This is a genomic window from Actinokineospora baliensis, assembly GCF_016907695.1.
Classification (GTDB): Bacteria; Actinomycetota; Actinomycetes; order Mycobacteriales; family Pseudonocardiaceae; genus Actinokineospora; species Actinokineospora baliensis.
In genome coordinates, this window is record NZ_JAFBCK010000001.1 from 1,402,250 (window position 1) to 1,420,188 (window position 17,939).

Below are 17,939 nucleotides of genomic sequence, written 5' to 3' on the forward strand. Positions count from 1 at the left end.
GGGGCGTCCCCGGTGCCAGTCTATCGAGAGTGGGGGTGCGGGCGGGGGGTGGCGAGAATCTGTGGATGGCGGAGGGGGTTGTGGATAACGCGAATCGGCAGGTCGGTGGGATGGGGGCGGGTGGATTCGCCTGTCCGGGGGATGTCGCCGACGTGGTCGGGGCGGGGATCAGGCGGTTTCGGTGATGGTGAACGCTCCGGGGCATCGGTCGTCGGCAGAGCGCAGGCAGCAGCGGCCCGTGCGCGGCAACTGACCGGGGCATGGCAAAGGCGGCCGAGCAGTGTCGGCCGCCTTTGGGGGTGTGGCTACTTGTCCGAGCTGATGTGGGTGGGCTTGGCCTGGCCGTTGCGTTCGGCGCCTGCCTCCTCGGCCTTGGGGGCCGGGGGTTCGGGGCGGGCGGGCGGCTGCGGCGGGGTGGTGGGGGTTGGCTTGCCGCGCAGGATCACGGCGGCGCCTGCGCCGATGCCCAGGATGGCGAGTAGCCACGGCCAGCGGCGGCGCTTGTTCGCCGGGTCCTTGGCCGCCTGGCGGGCGGCGGACTTGGCGGCGCGGAGTTGGGTTTCCAGGTCCTTGCGGTACTGCTTGACCTGTGGCTTGAGGTCTTTCTTCAGCTGCTTCACCTGCGCCCGCACCGGCGCTGTCGCCTTGGCGGCCTGCTTGGCCGCCGACGACTTGGCGACGTCCTTGCGGGCCTGCTTGGCGGCCTTGCCCAGGTCCTTGCGGGCTTGCTTGGCCGTCTTGGCCAGGCGCTTGCGGGTGCGCCGGGTGGTTTCGAGGACCTCTTCCTTCGCCACCTGCGCCGTCTCGGCCAGGGCCTCGGCGACCTGCTGCGGCGCGACGCCCTTGGCGGCGAGCTTCTGCTCGGCGACGTGGGCCGCCTCGGCCCCGGCGGCTGAAGCGCGCACCGCACCCTGGCGCACCGCGCGCCAGCCGGTGCCGACGGCCTTGCCCACCGTCTCTCCGGCCCGGGTCATGGCTTCACCTCGTCCATCGTGTGCTCTCCGACATTCCTGACCCCATCAATCCTGCCCCTTCCGGACGGATCTCGCCGAAGATGGCACGATGGGGCGGTGGCAGACAGCAACGCATCCCTCGTCGGGACCAAGGTGACCGCCACCCTGCACACCTCGCAGGGTGACATCCGGATCGACCTGTTCCCGGACCACGCGCCCAAGACGGTCGCGAACTTCGTCGGGCTCGCCGAGGGCTCGAAGGAGTACCACAGCAAGAACGCCCAGGGCGCCGACTCGGGCCCCTTCTACGACGGCTCGATCTTCCACCGGGTGATCGCCGGGTTCATGCTGCAGGGCGGCGACCCGACCGGCACCGGCCGCGGCGGCCCCGGCTACGAGTTCGCCGACGAGTTCCACCCGGAGCTGCAGTTCAACAAGCCGTACCTGCTGGCGATGGCGAACGCGGGTGCCAACACCAACGGGTCCCAGTTCTTCATCACGGTCGGGCCGACCACCTGGCTCAACTTCAAGCACACGATCTTCGGCGAGGTGTCCGACCAGGAGTCGCGCACCGTCGTGGACGCCATCGGCGCGACCGCGACCAACCCCGGCGACAAGCCGGTCACCGATGTCGTGATCAACAAGGTCACCGTCGAGAAGCACTAGGTGACCCCACCGCTCCAGCCCGACCCGGGGACGCAGGCGGGTCTTCCCGCCTGCGTCCGCCACCCCGACCGGCTCACCGGGTTGAGCTGCACCCGCTGCGGTCGGCCCGCGTGCCCGGAGTGCCTCGTCGAGGCCTCGGTCGGCTTCCAGTGCGTCGACTGCGTCAACGCCGGGCGAAAGGTCCAGCGGCGGGCGACCACGGTCGCGGGGGCGCCACTGGGCGAGAAGCCGCTGCTGGTGCCCGTGCTGATCGCGCTGAACGTCCTGATGTTCGCGATCACCGCCGTGCTGGCCCAGGACCCGATCGACAACGACCGCTCCGCGCTGTTCCACGAGCTCTCCGAGTACCCGCCGCTGGTGGCCCACGGTGAGTGGTGGCGGGTGCTGACCAGCGGTTTCCTGCACTTCGGGCCGATCCACCTGCTGGTCAACATGGTCGCGCTGTGGTTCCTGCGGGACATGGAGCTGCTGCTGGGCCGGGCCAGGTTCGCCTTGGTGTACCTGCTCTCGCTGCTGGGCGGCAGCGCGGCCCCGTACGTGTTCGGCGCGTTGAACGTCGAGGGCGCAGGCGCGTCCGGGGCGATCTACGGCCTGCTCGGCGGGTTGATCGTCGCGGTGGTGCGGCTCAAGCAGGACAAGCACGTGCTGATGAACGTCGTGGGCGTGCTGGCGCTGAACCTGGCGATCAGCGTGTCGTTCCCGGGCGTGTCGCTGCTGGCCCACCTGGGCGGCCTGGTCGTCGGCGCGGCGGTGACCTTCGGGATGATCTACGCGCCCCCGGCCCAGCGCCGGGCGTGGCAGATCGGCACCGTGGTCCTGGTGAGCGCGGCGCTGGTGGGGATGTTCGCGATCCGCACCTCGCAGATCGTGGACATGTTCGTGATCGGTTAGGTCCGCAGCCGCAGCAGGTCGTCGACGACGTCGCGCGGGTCGGCGCCCAGGTCCATGCGGCCGAGCAGCACCAGGTCGGGTTCGGCCGCGTTGTCCGCGTCGAGTTCCACGGCGCTGCTCTCGCGGCCGAGCCTGCGGGTGCGCACGAGCCGCACGTTGACCTCGCCCCAGCTCCACCGCTTGCTGCCGAGCATCCCCCGAACGGTGATCCCCCGGGCGTCCGCGCGCAGGCGGGGTCGGGCGATCGTGCCGAAGAGCGCGAGCAGGCCGAGCAGCACGGCGGCCACGATGAGCAGGACCCTGCCCCTCGTGTCGTCGACCAGGGCCGCGACCAGCGCGGAAGTGGCCGTCAGCAGCCAGCCGACGGCCACCACCTTGGGCTCGGGGGCCCACTGCGCTGCGGTGTCCTCAGGGGTCACGGGCATTCATCCACAGTAGTTATCCACAATGGGGACTACTTACATCCGTGTGGTTCAGTGGCTGTCCGCTGAATGGAGCAGTCGCCCTCGCCCACCGTGATGACGCCGCCTCGGGCGACCCCGGTGACCCAGCGGGTCAGCGCCACCGCATGGTCATCAGCAGCCCGGAGATCATCAGGGCGAACCCGATGGCGAAGTTCCAGTTGCCGAGGTCGGCCATGAATGGAATCTTCTCGCCTGCGATGTAGTTCACGACCAGCCAGGCGAGCCCCAGGACCATGATGCCCAGCATCACGGTGATGTAGATCGGGTGTGACGGCCCGGCCGGCTTCACCTTCACAGGCGTGCGACGGTCGGCCGGCGGGGTGTACGCGGCCTTCTTGCGGACCTTGGACTTCGGCATGCTGTCCTCGCCTGACGTGGTGCGGTCGGGTGCGGGCGCGCTCGTGTTGGCGCGACTCCCGCCGGTGCAACACGTTAACGTAGCTGAGCAGGTCGGCGAATCACCAGTCGCCAACGATGCCGGATCCGCAGGCCGAGAGGAGCCCGCGCGTGACAACGCTCGACACCGGTGGCCCGCCGCCAGGCGAGCTCATCAGCCCGGACGAGCGGCCCGGGGGCGGTGACGCGGTGCGCACCGTGGTCCGCGGCATCGGTGAGCTGCTCATCACCGCAGGCCTGGTGGTGCTGCTGTTCGTCGTCTACGAGGTCTACGTGACCGACATCGTTTCCGCTGGTAAGCAGCAGGACGCGACGTCGGCGTTGGACACCGAGTGGAACGACACGGCCCCCGCGGCCCCCGAGCAGCAGCGGGTCGAGCGCTTCGACGGGCTCGGTGAGGGCTCCGGGTTCGCCAAGATGTACATCCCGTCCTTCGGCGCCGACTACTCCTTCACCATCATCGAGGGCACCACCGACCGGTCGCTGGAGATCGGCCCCGGCCACTACAAGGGCACCGCGTACCCGGGCGAGCCGGGCAACTTCGCCGTCGCCGGGCACCGGGTGGGCAAGGGTGCCCCGTTCAACGACATCGACCTGCTGAACTCGTGCGACGCGATCGTCGTCGAGACCCGCTACAGCTGGTTCGTCTACCGGATGCTGCCGAAGAAGGACGAGGTCGGCGGCTGGGCCACCGGCAAGGGCACCGACCCGCGCTGCCAGGGCGTCGCCCCCCTGGGCGGCCCCTACGACGGGGTCGTCGGCCAGCAGATCGTCAACCCCAGCCAGGGCGAGGTCATCGCCCCCATCCCCGGCCACCGCGACGCCCCGAGCGTGGGCGAGCGGGCCACCCTGCTGACCCTGACCACCTGCCACCCGCGCTTCTCCGACCGGCAGCGGCTCATCGTGCACGCGGTGATGGTCAAGCAGTGGGCCAAGGACCCGACCAAGCCGGGCGAGACGCCGCCCGAGTTGAAGGAGACCAGCTGATGTACGGGTGGATCTGGCGCCACCTCCCCGGCCCCGTGCTGGTCCGCGTCCTCACCGCCGTCGTGCTCGTCGCCGGGGTCGTCGCCCTGCTGATGTTCGTCGTGTTCCCCTGGGTCGAGCCGAAGCTGCCGTTCAACCAGGTCACCACGCAGTGATGGCAAGTGGGGATCGGGGATAGTCAGGGGCGCAAGTGGGGGCCGGGCGGGTAGGTTGACCGGCATGCGCGTCCTGGTCGTCGACAACTACGACAGCTTCGTCTACAACCTCGTGCAGTACCTGGCGCAGTTGGGGGCCGAGTGCGAGGTCTGGCGCAACGATGCGGCGCGGTTGACCGAGGATGGGGTGCTCGACGGGTTCGACGCTGTGCTGGTCAGTCCTGGGCCGAGTACGCCGGAGCGGGCCGGGTACAGCATCGACGTGGTCAGGCGGTGTGCTGACGCGGGGATGCCGCTGTTGGGGGTGTGCCTCGGGCACCAGGCGATCGGTGTGGCGTGGGGGGCGACCGTCACGCAGGCGCCGGAGTTGCTGCACGGGAAGACGAGCCAGGTGGTGCACAACGGGGGCGGGGTGCTGGCGGGTCTGCCGGACCCGTTCACCGCGACGCGGTACCACTCGCTGTCGATCGTGCCCGACACCATCCCGGACGACTTCGAGGTCACCGGCCGCACCGAGAGCGGGATCGTGATGGCGATGCGCCACCGCGAGCTGCCGGTGCACGGCGTGCAGTTCCACCCCGAGTCGGTGCTGACCGACGGCGGTCACCGGATGCTGGCGAACTTCTTGGCCACCGCGGGCTTCACCGTGCCGGAGGCGCGGGTCGCCGAGCTCGAGCGCGGGATGCGCGAGTTGACCAAGGCCCTCGGCTGAGTCAGGGCGCGATCCCGAGGTCGGCGGACAGGGCGTGGAAGCGGGACTCGGCGAGCTCGCCGGGGTCGGCGGCCAGCCAGGCCAGGTGACCGAAGGCTTCCAGGACGACGAGTCCGTGGATCGCGGTCCACGCGGTGAACGCCACCGCCGCCGCGTCCGGGGGTAGGTCGACCGCTGCGGCGAAGGTGTCGAGCGCGGGGTCGGCTGCTTCGCGCTTGAGGGTGCCGCGGTGCCACGCGGCGGTGATCGGCGGTACGAACGCGGCGCCCACTTGGCGGCTCGCGGCCGAGGTCGGGCCGGATTCCGGGGCCGCGTAGTCGGGGATCGGCGTCCCGTACAGCAGGGCGAACTCGTTCGGGTGGGCCAGCGCCCACCCCCGGTACGCCAGGGCCGCGGCCACGAACGCGTCGCTTTCCGCCTCGTCCCGCGCGCGCGCCACCTCGTGCGCCAGGGCCGCGAAACCGTCGGTGATCAGCTCGGTCAGCAGTGCGTCGCGGTTCGGGTAGTAGCGGTACAGGCCCGCCGGGCTCATGCCGATCGACACGGCCACCGCGCGCAGCGACAGCGCCGCGCCGCCGCTGTCCCGGAGTTGGGCCGTTGCCGCGGCTTTGATCTCGGCTGTCGTCTGCTCCCGGAGTCGTTCCCGCCTGCTCGCCATGGTGCGAGAGGGTAGCGCGTTGCGATCGGTGTTCGCAGTGAGCTACCGTCGCAAGTGTGAACACTGATCGCAGTGCAGTTATTGATCGCAATGCAAGTGGGGGACGCGAAAGCGTTCCTGGCCGAGCCGCTGCTGTGTTGTTGCTGGTCGAGGGCCTGTTGTTGTTCGTACCCGTGGTGGTCCTCGGTGCCGCTGTGGGATGGCCCGCCAGCCTGGGCGAGCCTGCCGCCACCGTCCTGCCGCAGGTCGCCGAGAACGAAACGGCGCTGCGGCTGGGGTACGTCGCCTACCTCGCCTACTCGGCGCTGTTCTTACCGGTCGCCTTGTGGGTCACCGCGACCCTCGCGCCGGACCGGCAGGACTCGCGGCTCGCTCGCCTCGGCCTCGCGTTCGCCGCCCTGTCCGCGGTCGCGCGCTGCGTCGGCATCGTCCGGTGGCTCACCGCGATGCCCGACCTGGCGCACGACTGGCAGGCGGGCGCGAACCGGGAGGCGATCGCGGTGCAGTACGACGTGCTGAACTCGTTCGCCGGTGGTGTCGGTGAACTGCTCGGCGTCTCGCTGTTCGCCGCGGGCTGGTTGTTCTGCCTCGTGAAGATCGCGGACATCCCGTTGTGGCTCAAGGGCTTCACTGCGATCACCGCCGTCGCCCTGGCGCTGCCGCTGGTCGAGTTGCTCGGTGTCGACGCGGGTGCGCTGATCAGCGTGGGCAGCGCGACCGTGCAGATCTGGTTCCTTGCCACCGCCGTGCACATCTTCCGCGCGCGAACCGCTTGAGCCAAAGGGAAAGGCCCCCACCCCGGCGAGGGGTGGGGGCCTTTCGCGTCGACTACCTGGTCGGCACCGTCGGGAACGTCGGTCCGCCCCGCGCCTTGCCGATCCGCACGCCGATCGCGGTGTCCTTGCTGATCTTGTCGCCCGGCTGCTGCTGCTGGTCGATGATCTTGCCGACCTCGTCGGGGTCGTTGGTGAACTCTTCGATCACGTTGAGCTGGCCCATCCAGCCGCGCTGGCGCAGCTGCGCCTCGGCCTCGGCCCGGGTCTTGCCCTCCAGGTTCGGCATCTCCAGTTCGACCTTGTCGCCCTTGGAGACGCTCAGCGTGATCGTGGTGCCCTTGCGCGCCTTGCCGCCCTTGGGCGCCTGGTCGACGACCTCACCGGCGGGCCGGTCCGAGGACACGTCCTTGCGCTGCGGCACAAACCCGGCCGCGGTGAGGTTCTTCGCCGCGGTGTCGTAGTCCTGCCCGACCAGGTTGGTGACCTCGATGGTGTCCGGGCCCTTGCCGATCGCCAGCTTGACCTGGGTGCCCGGGTTGACCTGCTGGCCCGCTGCCGGGTTGGTCTCCACGACCTTGCCGATCAGCTTCTCGTCCTCGACCTCGACCTCGTCGACGGCCGCGACCACGCCGAGCTTGCCCTCGGTCAGCAGCTGCTTGGCCTCGTCCGGGGTCTTGCCTGCCACGTCCGGCACGGCGACCTTGCCGGGCGCGGTGCCGACCTTGAGCGTGATCCGGTCGCCCTTGCGCACGTCGGTGCCCGCGGTGGGCGCGGTGTCGATGACCTTGCCGATGTCCTCGGTGGTGCACGGACCCGGTTGGCCGTCGGCGGTCTGCTCGCAGGCGACCGCCTCGCGCACCACCTGCAGGCCCTTGTTCGCCAGGGTGGCGTTGGCCTGCGCCTCGACCTGCTTGCGCACGTCGGGCAACGCGAACGAGTCGCTGCCCGCGGGTGCCTTCTCCTTGGACAGCAACAGGAACAGCAGCGCGACCAGGGCGGCGACGATCAGCGCGACCAGCACGATCAGCCAGGTCTTGCGCCGCTTGCGCCTGCGGTCCTCTTCGTCGTCGTACCCGCCGTAGTCGTCGTGCTCGTCGGAGAAGACCTCGGGCCGGTGCCGCCCGCGCACCTCGGGCTGGCGGCTCTGGCCGAGCACCGCGGTCCGGTCCTCGTCGGTCATCACCATCGGCGCGGCCGGGCGCTGGCCGGAGAGCACGCGGACGATGTCGGTGCGCATCTCGGCGGCCGACTGGTACCGGTTGGCCGCGCCCTTGGACATCGCCTTGAGCACGATCGCGTCCAGCTGCGGGCTGACCCTCGGGTTCAGCGCCGACGGCGACCTCGGGTCCTCCCGCACGTGCTGGTAGGCGACCGCGACCGGCGAGTCACCGGTGAACGGCGGTTCACCGGTGAGCAGTTCGAACAGCACGCACCCGGTGGCGTAGACGTCCGAGCGGGCGTCGACCGCCTCACCGCGGGCCTGCTCGGGCGAGAGGTACTGGGCCGTGCCGATCACCGCGGCGGTCTGCGTCACCGCGACCTGCCCGTCGGCGACCGCGCGCGCGATGCCGAAGTCCATCACCTTCACCGCGCCGGAGCGGGTGATCATCACGTTCGCGGGCTTGACGTCGCGGTGCACGATGCCGTGCCGGTGGCTGAAGTCCAGCGCGGCGCAGACGTCGGCCATGATCTCCATCGCGCGCTGCCCGGGCAGTGGTCCCTCGGACTTGACGATGTCGCGCAGCGTCCGGCCGTCGACGTACTCCATCACGATGTAGGGCAGCGGACCGGTCTCGATGCGGGTCTCGCCGGTGTCGTACACGGCCACGATCGCCGGGTGGTTGAGCGCGGCGGCGTTCTGCGCCTCGCGGCGGAACCGCTCCTGGAACTGCGGGTCGCGGGCCAGGTCCTGGCGGAGCACCTTCACCGCGACCTCGCGGCTGAGTCGGACGTCGCGGCCCCGGTGGACCTCGGACATGCCGCCGTACCCGATCGTCTCGCCGATCTCGTAGCGGTTGGAGAGCAGTCGCGGTGTGGTCATCGGTGCGTTGCCCCGCTCCTAGTCATGTCCTGTCCCATCATGCCTGCTGTCCGACCCTCGTCCAGCCGGTCGTCGCTCATCCCCCGGGTCCGTTCTGCCTGCACTTGATTGTGACGGGCGCGCCGCGCGGCACCCGGCCCACTGGCGAGACTTCGACAACGAGGCAGTTGTCCTGGTCCTGCACCACCGCGCCGTCCTCGTCGATCACCATGGCCGCGACGCCGAGCTCGGTCAGCTCCTCGCGCACCTGCGCCGCCGGTCGGGTGATGTAGCGGGTGGGGATGATGGTGACCGGCTCGTCGTCCCCGGTGGGACGCGGGGTGCGCGTGGTCGGTTGCCCGGCCGGTGGCCCACCGGGTTCCTCGCTGTCGCCGGGCACCACCGAGGTCGGTCGGGGTCCGGGGTCGCTGGGCCCCTGGTCCTCGGGTGCGTCCGAGCCGAAGATCGCGGGCAGGCCGATCGCGAGTGCCACGACCAGCGCGATGGTCAGCACCCCGATGGCCACCCATAAGCCGCCCCGCCCGGAGCGTTGCGGTTGCGGCGGCATCGGGAACCCGGTCGAGCCGGGGTGCGGGCTGACCGGGACCAGCCCGGGGTGGGTGCCGGTCACCGGGGTGCGCGGGCCCGCGTGCCGCTGGGCGGCGGCGAGCGCGTAGCCGGACGGGGTGGGCAGCGGCATCCCGGCGCGGATCGCGGCGACCGCGGCGGCGAACTCGCCGCCGCTGCCGTAGCGCTGCCGGGGGTCCTTCACCAGCGTCGCCTCGATCACCGCGCGGGCACCGGGCGGGATGTCCGGCGGCAGCGGCGGCGGGATGTCGCGGATGTGCATCATCGCGACGGTCACGGCGTTCTCGGACAGGAACGGCCTGCGCCCGGTCAGGCACTCGTACCCGACCACGGCCAGGGAGTACACGTCGCTGGCCGGTTCGGCCTCGTGCCCGAGCGCCTGCTCGGGGGCGATGTAGTGCGCGGTGCCCATCACCATGCCGGAGCGGGTGACCGGTGCCGCGTCGGCCGCCTTGGCGATGCCGAAGTCGGTCAGCTTCACCACGCCAGCCGGGGTGATCAGGATGTTGCCCGGCTTGACGTCGCGGTGCACGTAGCCGCGTTCGTGCGCCGCCTGCAGCGCGTGCCCGGCCTGCTCGAGGATGTCGAGGGTGCGCTCGGCGCCGATGCGGCCCTCCTTGGCCACGATCGCCGCGAGCGGTTCGCCCTCGACCAGCTCCATCACCAGGTACGCGGTGTCCTGCGGGCCGTCGAGGATGGACGCGGTCTCGCCGTAGTCGTGCACCGAGGCGATCCCGGGGTGGTTGATCGAGGCGGTGGTGCGCGCCTCGGTGCGGAACCGGTGCAGGAACTCCGCGTCCCCGCACAGCTCCGGCTTGAGCACCTTGACCGCGACCCTGCGGTCGAGCCGGGTGTCGGCGGCCTCCCACACCTCGCCCATGCCACCGACCGCTATCCGGCGGGTGAGCCGGTAGCGGTCGGCGAGCAGTTGGCCCGAGGTGAACACGGGTCAGCCACCGCCCAACGCGGCGATCATGGTGGCGCGGCCGATCGCGGCCGACAGCTTGCCGCCGGTGGCGGCCACGTCCTGGCTCTCCACCACGACCGCGACGGCGACCTTCGGGTCGTCGGCTGGCGCGAAGGCCACGTACCAGGCGAACGGCGGGGTGTTCTTCGGGTCGTTGCCGGTCTCGGCGGTGCCGGTCTTGGACGCGATGGTCAGCCCGTCGCGCTTGCCGTCGCCGCCGGTCTTCTCCTCGGAGGCGATCATCATGTCGCGCAGCTGGCCCGCGGCGTCGCGGGACATGGCCCGGCCGAGGCTGTCGGTGTCGAGCCGGGAGATCTCCGAGAGGTCCGGCGCCAGGATCGACTTCACCAGCTGCGGGCGCATCCGCTCGCCGCCGTTGGCGATGGTCGCCACGATCTGCGCGTTCTGCAGCGGGGTGAGCCGCACGTCGCGCTGGCCGATGCCCGACTGCATCAGCGCGGCCTTGTCGGCGATGGTCATGCAGCTGGCCGAGGGCCCGATGCAGGACTGCTCGACCTTCATCGGCACCACCAGGTCGCTCTCGCCGATGCCGAACTCGGCGGCCTGCTCGGCGATCTTCTCCGGGCCGAGGTCGCCTGCCAGCTCCGCGAACGCGGTGTTGCACGACAGCGACAGCGCGACCAGCATGCTCACCCCGTTCGGCGTGCCGTTGCAGAAGCCGCGGTTGTAGTTGCGCAGCTCGGAGCCGCCGACCTGCAGCCGGTCGGTGGAGGTGACCTGGTCGTCCTTGGACTTGCCGTCCTCCAGCGCCGCGGCGGCCACGACGAGCTTGAACGTCGAGCCGGGCGCGTAGGTCTCCGAGATCGCCCGGTTCAGCATCGGCTTGCGCTTGTCGGCGTTGTACTCCTTCCACGCCTTCTCCTGCGCGATGCCGTCGTGCGCGGAGAGCGTGTTCGGGTCGTACGACGGCGTGCTGACCATGGCCAGGATCTCGCCGGTCTTCGGGTTCAGCGCCACCACCGAGCCCGCGAACCCGGCCTTGGCCATCGCGTCGTAGGCGGCGGTCTGCGCGTCGGGGTTGATGGTCAGCTCGATGTTGCCGCCGCGCGGGTCGCGGCCGGTGATCAGGTCCGACAGCCGCCGGACGAACAGCCGGTCGTCGGAGCCGTTGAGGATCTCGTCCTCGGCGCGCTCCAACCCGCCCGCGCCGTAGCGCACCGAGTAGTACCCGGTCACCGGCGCGAAGGTCGGGCCAGCGGTGTACTGGCGCAGGTAGCGCAGCCGGTCGTTGGTCGGCAGGACGGTCGCCAGCATCACCTGGTTGTTGGCGCCCTTGGCGAGGATCTTGCCGCGCTGGCGGGAGTACTCCTCGAGCAGGACCCGCTGGTTGCGCGGGTCCTCGCGGTAGTCGTCGGCCTTGATGATCTGGATGTAGGTCGCGTTGGCCAGCAACAGGATGATCATGCCGAGCATGGCGAGGCCGACTCGGCGCAGCGGGGTGTTCATTCCGGCCTCTCCGCCTGCGGCCGCTGCACCATCACCGTGTGCGCCTCGGCGATCGGGGCCTGCGGGACCGGCCGTGGCCGCGCGCCGGTCTGCGGCCTGCGCGCGGCGTCGGAGATCCGCAGCAGCAGCGCGATCAGCACGTAGTTGGCCAGCAGCGAGGAACCCCCGTAGGACAGGAACGGCGCGGTGATGCCGGTCATCGGGATGAGCTTGGTGACGCCGCCGACGACGACGAACACCTGCATGATCAGCAGGAAGGACAGGCCGCCGCCGAGCAGCTTGCCGAAGGTGTCGCGCACCGCGAGCGCGCTGCGCATCCCGCGCAGCGCGAGCACGGTGTAGACCAGCAGCAGCGCGGCGAGGCCGATGAAGCCCAGCTCCTCGCCGATGGCCGCGGCGATGAAGTCGGTGTTGGCCAGCGGGACCAGCTCCGGGCGGCCCGCGCCGAGGCCGGTGCCGCCGATCCCACCGGTGCCCAGGCCGAACAGCGCCTGCGCGATCTGGTAGCCGCCGCCCGCGTCGGCGTAGGTGGCCAGCGGGTCGACCCAGTTCGCCACCCGCTGCTGCACGTGGGTGAACAGGTTGTAGGCGATGATCGCGCCGCCGACGAACAGCGACAGCCCCAGCACCACCCACACCGCGCGCTCGGTGGCGACGTAGAGCATCACCAGGATGGTGCCGAAGAACAGCAGCGAGGTGCCGAGGTCCTTCTGGAAGACCAGGACGCCGAGCGAGACCGCCCAGGCGAACACGACCGGACCGAGGTCGCGGGCGCGCGGCAGGTCGACGCCGAGCACCCGGCGGCCCGCGGCCATGAACAGGTCGCGCTTGGAGACCAGGAACGCGGCGAAGAACACCAGCAGCAGGATCTTGGCGAACTCACCCGGCTGCAGCGAGAACGGGCCGACCTTGAGCCAGATCTTGGCGCCGTTGATCGTCGGCGCGATGAAGCTGGGCAGCACCGCGGGCAGCGCCAGCAGGAACAGCCCGACCAGGCCGAAGGTGTAGCTGTACTTGGTGAGCGTCCGGTGGTCCTTGATCACGATGAGCACGGCCAGGAACAGCGCCAGCGCCACGGTGGTCCACAGGATCTGCTTGGGCACGTCGTTGTTGATCTCGCGGCCCGCGCGCAGCGCCTTCTCGGTCATCGCCAGGTCGATCCGGTAGATCATCACCAGGCCGAGCCCGTTGAGCAGCGCGACGCAGGGCAGGATCAGCGGGTCGGCGTAGGGGGCGAACTTGCGCACCGCGACGTGCGCCACCGCGAACAGCCCCAGGAACGCCAACCCGTACCAGAAGATGCGCAGCGTCAGCTGCTGCTCCTGGTTGGCCTCGACGAGCATCAGCGCGGCGGAGACCACGAAGGCGGCGAAGCCGAGCAGCAGCAGCTCGGTGCCGCGCCTGGTGGGCGCCGCGGGGTCGGTGTTCGCGCTGCTCTGCCCGGTCGCCGGACCAACCGCGCCCTGGACCGGTGTACTCATCAGCCGCCGCCCTTGTCCTCGTCCCGCGGGGTGCGGCAGTTGACCCCGGGCTGCGGCTGGACCTGCTCGGAGGTCTGCGCGGTGCCCGTGGTCGACGAGTCGGTGGTGGTGACCAGCGGCGTGGTCGTCGTGGTCGGGAACCCGGGCGTGGTGGTCGTCGGTGCGCCGGTGGTCGTACCACCGGGCGGGGTGCCGGGGGAGGGCGTCGTCGTCGGGGTCTCGGTCTGCTTCACCAGGGTGTCGCAGTCGGGCAGGCCGAACTTGCTGCGCAGCCCGCGCACGAACTCCCGCGCCTCGACGATGTTGCCGAAGGTGTTGTTGCCGTTGCGGACCTCTTCCTTGCCGAACTGCTCGAGGTCGTCGACGTAGAACTTGTCGCACGCCGCGGCGTTCGGGTCGCAGGAGCCCTGCAGCTGGCTGTTGAGCGAGAGGCCGAGCACGCTGCCGCGCACGCCCTGGAAGATCGCGATCTCCCCGCCGTCGCCCTCGCCGACGAAGTACTGGTTGTTCACCCAGATCCGCGCCGCGACCGCACCGGCGCCCAGCAGGACCAGCAGCAACAGCAGGCCGACCAGCAGCCGCACCCGCTTGCGCCGCTTGACCTTCGGGTCCGGCGGCGGGGGCTGCTCGATCTTGCGCGGTTCCGGCCTCGGCGTGGTCATCGCGCTGGCCCTGGACGCGGCCGAATCCGGCGGTGGCGTCTCGTCGGAGCCGTTGCCCGCCGCGCCGCCGACGATGGGGTGGTTGTCCCCGTAGTCGACGTCCACGACGTCGGCGATGATCACCGTCACGTTGTCCGGACCACCGCCGCGCAGCGCGAGCTCGATCATCCGGTCCGCGCACTCCTGCGGGTCCGGGATCTGGATCGCCTCGGACAGCGTCTCGTGGCTCACCGGCCCGGACAGCCCGTCGGAGCACAGCAGGTACCGGTCGCCTGGTCGGGCCTCGCGCACGGTCAGGCTCGGTTCCACCTCGTGCCCGGTCAGCGCCTTGAGCAGCAGCGAGCGCTGCGGGTGCGTCGCGGCCTCGTCCTCGGTGATCCGACCCTCGTCGATCAGCGACTGGACGAAGGTGTCGTCGTGCGTGATCTGCGTGAACTGGCCGTTGCGGCGCAGGTACACCCGGGAGTCGCCGACGTGCACCAGGCCGATCCGGTTGCCCGCGAACAGGATCGCCGACAGCGTCGTGCCCATCCCGTCGAGGTCCGGGTCGCTGGCCACCAGCTCGGCGATCGCGCCGTTGCCCGCCAGCGTCGCCTCGCGCAGCTGGCCGAGCAGGTCGTCACCGGGCTCGTCGTCGTCGAGCGGCGCGAGCGCGGCGATCACCACCTTGCTGGCGACCTCACCGGCGACGTGGCCGCCCATCCCGTCGGCCAAGGAGAGCAGGCGTGGGCCCGCGTACACGGAGTCCTGGTTGTTGGAACGCACCAGGCCCCGGTCGCTGCGGGCCGCGTAACGAAGAACAAGGGTCATGAGCGCAGCTCGATCACCGTCTTGCCGATACGGATCGGGACACCAAGTGGCACCCGGAGGGGTTGGGTGACCTTAGCCCGGTCCAGGTAGGTCCCGTTCGTCGAGCCCAGGTCTTCGACGTACCAGTCCGTCCCGCGCAGCGACAACCTCGCGTGCCGGGTCGAGGCGTAGTCGTCGTCGAGCACCAGCGTCGAGTCGTCGGCCCGACCCATCATGATCGGTCTGCCGTCCAGGGTGATCCGCGTGCCCGCCAGCGCGCCGTGCGTCACCACCAGCTGCCTCGGCGCCTTCCCGCGCATCTTCGCCGCGGTCGACTTGCGGAACCCCGGCACCGCCACCCGCAGCCCGGACGCGGCGTAGAGGTCCGAGCGGACCACCCGCAACGCGGCGAGCACGAACAGCCAGAGCAGGGCCAGGAACCCCGCTCTGGTCAGCTGCATCACCAACTCAGGCACTTGTTGCGACCGCTCCGCTTCTCAGGGTGTGCACCACCGCGTGACCACCGCGCCGGTGGCCTGGCCGCGGTGGCCACCACTCGTGGTGACCAGCTCGTCCAATTCGACAGTGTCCAACGTGACGATGAGGACTGCCCGGGTGACCCCCGGACAGCCCTCAACTAGACGTCTGGCCGACCTCGTTCGTTGCCTTGCGCGACCCGGGCTTCCCCGACCCGGGGCACCCGACCACCCGCGACGAGCGCCAGGCGCCGCGCGCTCAGCCCTGGGTGCGGAACACCAGCGACGAGTGGCCGATCCGCACGACGTCGCCATCGGCCAGCTGCCAGGTCTGCACCGGCGTGCCGTTGACGGTCGTGCCGTTGGTCGAACCGAGGTCGGCCAGCGTCGCGCTCTGCCCGTCCCAGGTGATCTCCAGGTGGCGCCGCGACACCCCGGTGTCGGGCAGCCGGAAGTCCGCGTCCTGGCCGCGGCCGACCACGTTGCCGCCCTGCTTGAGCGAGTAGTTGCGGTTGGAGCCGTCGTCGAGCTGCAGGCTCGCCGCGAGCTGGCGGGGACCGGTCTGCACCGCGGGCGGGGCGTAACCGCCCTGGTGCCCGTACGGGTCCTGGCCGTAGCCCTGCTGCTGGCCGTAGCCCTGGTCGTAGCCGCCCTGCTGCTGGCCGTAGCCCTGCTGCTGCTGACCGTAACCCTGGTCGTACCCGCCCTGCTGGCCGTAACCCTGCTGGTCGTAGCCGCCCTGCTGCTGCTGGCCGTAACCGCCGCCCTGCTGGCCGTAACCCTGCTGCTGGTCGTACCCGCCCTGCTGCTGGCCGTAGCCCTGCTGCTGCTGACCGTAACCCTGGTCATAGCCACCCTGCTGCTGGCCATAGCCCTGGTCGTAACCACCGCCCTGCTGCGGTGGCTGCTGGCCGTAGCCGTGACCGTAGTTGGGATCGTTGCCGTACTGGCCCTGGCCGTACCCGTATTGCTGCTGTCCGTACGGGTCACCATCAGGCGCCTGGCCGTAGCCGGGAGGCTGGCTCATGGATCGGTCTCCTGCGTTGCGGGGTTGTGCCTGCCGTCTGCCTGCCTGCTGGCCTGCACCGCCGGTGGGAGGACTTGCCTTCACATCGGGGTCGACGGTAGAGCGGGTTCGGAACTGTCCGGTGTGCAGCGCGTCGGAGCGCTCCAAGGAGACTACGACGTCACCATAGGTATCCCACCCGTGCTCGGTGAGATGCTCGGCCACGCAGTCCGCCAACAGCGCCCTCATGCGGTCCTCGTCACCCGCGAAGTTCTGGTGATCGGCCGGACCCAACTGCACCACGTAGTGGTTGGGTGCGAGGAGCCGACCACCCGCCAACTCGCGGATGTTGTCCTCGCCCTCGCGCTGCAGCGCCTGCGCCACCTCCTGCGGCACGACGTTGCCACCGAACACGCGCGCGAAGGTGTGCCCGACGACGTCCTCCAGCTTGCGGTTCAACCGCTGGCCGATGCCCATGGGGCCTCCTTCCCGCTCGTGCTCCTGCCCCGATCGTATCCGGGCGCGCCGTGCAGGACACGGGTATGTGCGAACCGGGTTTTCGACCGTGCTAGTGTTCTGCACGTCCCGCAGGGGACACCCGCACTCGGGCGAGTGGCGGAATGGCAGACGCGCACGGTTCAGGTCCGTGTGTCCGAAAGGACGTGAGGGTTCAACTCCCTCCTCGCCCACGGCCTCGGCCGACCCATGTCCACGGAGAGCGTGGACCGGGTCGGCCGTTTTCGTATCTGGGGGCCGAGCCCCCAGACCCCGACGGTGCGATCGCTCCCGACCCGGCGTGGTTGGGGTCGGTCCGGCGCGGTTGATCTTGCACCTCTCCCTCTGCGTTTCTCTTCCGCTGTTCTTCTTTGTTGGGGGGCAAATTGTTGAAGGGGAAAGGGGATTTGCGAGGGGGGTGGGGGGAACTTGGGGCGGGGGGTGGTCGTTGGGGGACTGTGGGTAGTTGAGGGGTGGGGGCGGTGAGTGGGGGGTCACCCAGACGGCGGCACAGTCGGGGTGAAGTCGGGATGTCGGTCGTCGACCGGTTACCGACCGCTTGGCGCCGCCGGTCGCAGGGGAGCGGTTCTGGGGTCTTAAACGTCCTGGGCTAACTGGTACTCAATTGAAGTACCGAATCGAACACCACGAAGATCGGCAGCGCGGACTGGCGACGCGGGGTGGTAGCGAAGGGCGGAAGTTCGTGACCGGCATTCCTGGGCGCACAGCGGTAACCGAGAGCCTGAAGGCACTGCCCGCGCAGCTCACCCCGCCGGTCGAGCTCCCCGCCGGGGTGCACGAGTTGGCCGTGTCCGCGGCGGCCGCGCTGGGCTGGGCCGGGACCGTGCTGCCGGAGATGACGCTGCACGGGCGGCGGGTGTGCCTGGTGGTCGACCTCAAGGCCGATGTGCACGCCGAGCGGATCTGCCTGGGCCAGGAGCCGGTGACCGACCGGGCGAGTGTGTCCACTTGGGCGTGGCCGGAGCTGCACGGCCGCGTGCCGGAGCCCGCCGTCCGCATCGTCGGTGCCATCGCGGTCGCGCGGCACTGGCGCACCGGGCTGGCCAACGCCGTGCCGTTCCTGCGCTACGGCGACACCGCGATGGTGCTGCCCACCTCCGCCGTGCTGACCCACGACTACCTGGCCAACTGCCTGCCCCGCTCCCGCGCCTACGGTGTCGCGATCGTCAGCGCCGAGCCGGATGCCAAGGTCGAGCTGGACCTGCCCGGCCGCCAGGAGCGCGCGTACCCGGAGGTCGACGCCCTCTACCGCTGGGTCAGCGAGCTGGCCTACGACCAGATCCTCGAGGGCGCCGCCCACTAGGGCTCC

Annotated in this window: 18 protein-coding genes and 1 tRNA gene; 8 read left to right on the forward strand and 11 right to left on the reverse strand. The window is 70.5% G+C overall.

Annotation, left to right across the window (positions count from 1 at the left end; all coding sequences use genetic code 11):
• Window positions 1-305: 305 nt before the first annotated feature.
• Window positions 306-974, reverse strand: coding sequence for a hypothetical protein (locus tag JOD54_RS06490; RefSeq protein WP_204449662.1), 669 nt, complete (start codon window positions 972-974; stop codon window positions 306-308).
• Between the two features lie 96 nt (window positions 975-1,070).
• Between JOD54_RS06490 and JOD54_RS06495 the strand changes: the two genes are divergently transcribed.
• Together JOD54_RS06495 and JOD54_RS06500 are read left to right on the forward strand one after the other, a co-directional pair.
• Window positions 1,071-1,619: a peptidylprolyl isomerase gene (locus tag JOD54_RS06495; RefSeq protein WP_204449663.1), complete on the forward strand. Its 549-nt coding sequence runs from the start codon at window positions 1,071-1,073 to the stop codon at window positions 1,617-1,619.
• Complete coding sequence (locus JOD54_RS06500; protein ID WP_204449664.1) at window positions 1,620-2,510, forward strand: rhomboid family intramembrane serine protease; 891 nt, start codon at window positions 1,620-1,622, stop codon at window positions 2,508-2,510.
• Here JOD54_RS06500 and JOD54_RS06505 read toward each other — a convergent pair.
• On the reverse strand, window positions 2,507-2,935 hold the full coding sequence (locus JOD54_RS06505) for a PH domain-containing protein (protein WP_204449665.1): 429 nt from the start codon (window positions 2,933-2,935) through the stop codon (window positions 2,507-2,509). The genes JOD54_RS06500 and JOD54_RS06505 overlap by 4 nt on opposite strands.
• 130 nt (window positions 2,936-3,065) lie before the next feature.
• A complete protein-coding gene (gene crgA, locus JOD54_RS06510; protein ID WP_204449666.1) occupies window positions 3,066-3,332 on the reverse strand; it encodes a cell division protein CrgA in 267 nt (88 codons plus the stop codon).
• A gap of 149 nt (window positions 3,333-3,481) precedes the next feature.
• Between crgA and JOD54_RS06515 the strand changes: the two genes are divergently transcribed.
• The 3 genes from JOD54_RS06515 (at window position 3,482) to JOD54_RS06525 (ending at window position 5,224) form a co-directional block, all read left to right on the forward strand.
• Complete coding sequence (locus tag JOD54_RS06515) at window positions 3,482-4,357, forward strand: class E sortase (protein ID WP_307859866.1); 876 nt, start codon at window positions 3,482-3,484, stop codon at window positions 4,355-4,357.
• Window positions 4,357-4,512: a hypothetical protein gene (locus tag JOD54_RS06520; RefSeq protein WP_204449668.1), complete on the forward strand. Its 156-nt coding sequence runs from the start codon at window positions 4,357-4,359 to the stop codon at window positions 4,510-4,512. Before JOD54_RS06515 ends, JOD54_RS06520 begins: the two co-directional genes overlap by 1 nt.
• Before the next feature lie 64 nt (window positions 4,513-4,576).
• Window positions 4,577-5,224: an aminodeoxychorismate/anthranilate synthase component II gene (locus tag JOD54_RS06525; protein WP_204449669.1), complete on the forward strand. Its 648-nt coding sequence runs from the start codon at window positions 4,577-4,579 to the stop codon at window positions 5,222-5,224.
• A 1-nt stretch (window position 5,225) separates the two neighbouring features.
• On the opposite strand, the gene JOD54_RS06530 is transcribed toward JOD54_RS06525, so the two are convergent.
• A complete protein-coding gene (locus JOD54_RS06530; protein WP_204449670.1) occupies window positions 5,226-5,882 on the reverse strand; it encodes a TetR/AcrR family transcriptional regulator in 657 nt (218 codons plus the stop codon).
• A gap of 134 nt (window positions 5,883-6,016) precedes the next feature.
• Here JOD54_RS06530 and JOD54_RS06535 point away from each other — a divergent pair, with 134 nt between their 5' ends.
• Window positions 6,017-6,658, forward strand: coding sequence for a DUF4386 family protein (locus JOD54_RS06535; RefSeq protein ID WP_204449671.1), 642 nt, complete (start codon window positions 6,017-6,019; stop codon window positions 6,656-6,658).
• 52 nt (window positions 6,659-6,710) lie between these two features.
• On the opposite strand, the gene pknB is transcribed toward JOD54_RS06535, so the two are convergent.
• From pknB to JOD54_RS06575, 7 genes are all read right to left on the reverse strand, one after another.
• The gene (pknB, locus tag JOD54_RS06540; protein ID WP_204449672.1) at window positions 6,711-8,699 is read right to left on the reverse strand and encodes a Stk1 family PASTA domain-containing Ser/Thr kinase; all 1,989 of its coding nucleotides are present in this window, start codon (window positions 8,697-8,699) and stop codon (window positions 6,711-6,713) included.
• 76 nt (window positions 8,700-8,775) lie between these two features.
• Complete coding sequence (locus JOD54_RS33975; RefSeq protein WP_307859867.1) at window positions 8,776-10,212, reverse strand: serine/threonine-protein kinase; 1,437 nt, start codon at window positions 10,210-10,212, stop codon at window positions 8,776-8,778.
• A gap of 3 nt (window positions 10,213-10,215) precedes the next feature.
• Window positions 10,216-11,700: a peptidoglycan D,D-transpeptidase FtsI family protein gene (locus tag JOD54_RS06555; RefSeq protein WP_204449674.1), complete on the reverse strand. Its 1,485-nt coding sequence runs from the start codon at window positions 11,698-11,700 to the stop codon at window positions 10,216-10,218.
• Window positions 11,697-13,181 (reverse strand): FtsW/RodA/SpoVE family cell cycle protein, encoded by a 1,485-nt coding sequence (locus JOD54_RS06560; protein ID WP_204449675.1) that lies wholly within the window; start codon window positions 13,179-13,181, stop codon window positions 11,697-11,699. The genes JOD54_RS06555 and JOD54_RS06560 overlap by 4 nt, the downstream gene beginning before the upstream one ends.
• The gene (locus JOD54_RS06565) at window positions 13,181-14,653 is read right to left on the reverse strand and encodes a PP2C family protein-serine/threonine phosphatase (protein ID WP_204449676.1); all 1,473 of its coding nucleotides are present in this window, start codon (window positions 14,651-14,653) and stop codon (window positions 13,181-13,183) included. Before JOD54_RS06565 ends, JOD54_RS06560 begins: the two co-directional genes overlap by 1 nt.
• A complete protein-coding gene (locus JOD54_RS06570) occupies window positions 14,650-15,108 on the reverse strand; it encodes an FHA domain-containing protein FhaB/FipA (protein WP_092787118.1) in 459 nt (152 codons plus the stop codon). Before JOD54_RS06570 ends, JOD54_RS06565 begins: the two co-directional genes overlap by 4 nt.
• A 259-nt stretch (window positions 15,109-15,367) precedes the next feature.
• The gene (locus JOD54_RS06575) at window positions 15,368-16,591 is read right to left on the reverse strand and encodes an FHA domain-containing protein (protein ID WP_204449677.1); all 1,224 of its coding nucleotides are present in this window, start codon (window positions 16,589-16,591) and stop codon (window positions 15,368-15,370) included.
• Between the two features lie 129 nt (window positions 16,592-16,720).
• Here JOD54_RS06575 and JOD54_RS06580 point away from each other — a divergent pair.
• Both JOD54_RS06580 and JOD54_RS06585 read left to right on the forward strand, forming a co-directional pair.
• Window positions 16,721-16,803, forward strand: a tRNA-Leu gene (locus tag JOD54_RS06580).
• Between the two features lie 509 nt (window positions 16,804-17,312).
• Entirely contained in the window at window positions 17,313-17,933 is a 621-nt protein-coding gene (locus JOD54_RS06585; RefSeq protein ID WP_204449678.1) for a hypothetical protein, read from the forward strand.
• The last annotated feature ends 6 nt before the right edge of the window (window positions 17,934-17,939 follow it).

Excerpts from the sequence above, each read along its gene's own strand:
- JOD54_RS06575 (WP_204449677.1), bottom strand. The coding sequence starts at position 16,591 with ATGGGCATCGGCCAGCGGTTGAACCGCAAGCTGGAGGACGTCGTCGGG.
- pknB (WP_204449672.1), bottom strand. The coding sequence starts at position 8,699 with ATGACCACACCGCGACTGCTCTCCAACCGCTACGAGATCGGCGAGACG.
- JOD54_RS06525 (WP_204449669.1), top strand. The coding sequence starts at position 4,577 with ATGCGCGTCCTGGTCGTCGACAACTACGACAGCTTCGTCTACAACCTC.
- JOD54_RS06505 (WP_204449665.1), bottom strand. The coding sequence starts at position 2,935 with ATGCCCGTGACCCCTGAGGACACCGCAGCGCAGTGGGCCCCCGAGCCC.
- JOD54_RS06565 (WP_204449676.1), bottom strand. The coding sequence starts at position 14,653 with ATGACCCTTGTTCTTCGTTACGCGGCCCGCAGCGACCGGGGCCTGGTG.
- crgA (WP_204449666.1), bottom strand. The coding sequence starts at position 3,332 with ATGCCGAAGTCCAAGGTCCGCAAGAAGGCCGCGTACACCCCGCCGGCC.
- JOD54_RS06490 (WP_204449662.1), bottom strand. The coding sequence starts at position 974 with ATGACCCGGGCCGGAGAGACGGTGGGCAAGGCCGTCGGCACCGGCTGG.
- JOD54_RS06555 (WP_204449674.1), bottom strand. The coding sequence starts at position 11,700 with ATGAACACCCCGCTGCGCCGAGTCGGCCTCGCCATGCTCGGCATGATC.
- JOD54_RS06520 (WP_204449668.1), top strand. The coding sequence starts at position 4,357 with ATGTACGGGTGGATCTGGCGCCACCTCCCCGGCCCCGTGCTGGTCCGC.
- JOD54_RS06530 (WP_204449670.1), bottom strand. The coding sequence starts at position 5,882 with ATGGCGAGCAGGCGGGAACGACTCCGGGAGCAGACGACAGCCGAGATC.
- JOD54_RS06560 (WP_204449675.1), bottom strand. The coding sequence starts at position 13,181 with ATGAGTACACCGGTCCAGGGCGCGGTTGGTCCGGCGACCGGGCAGAGC.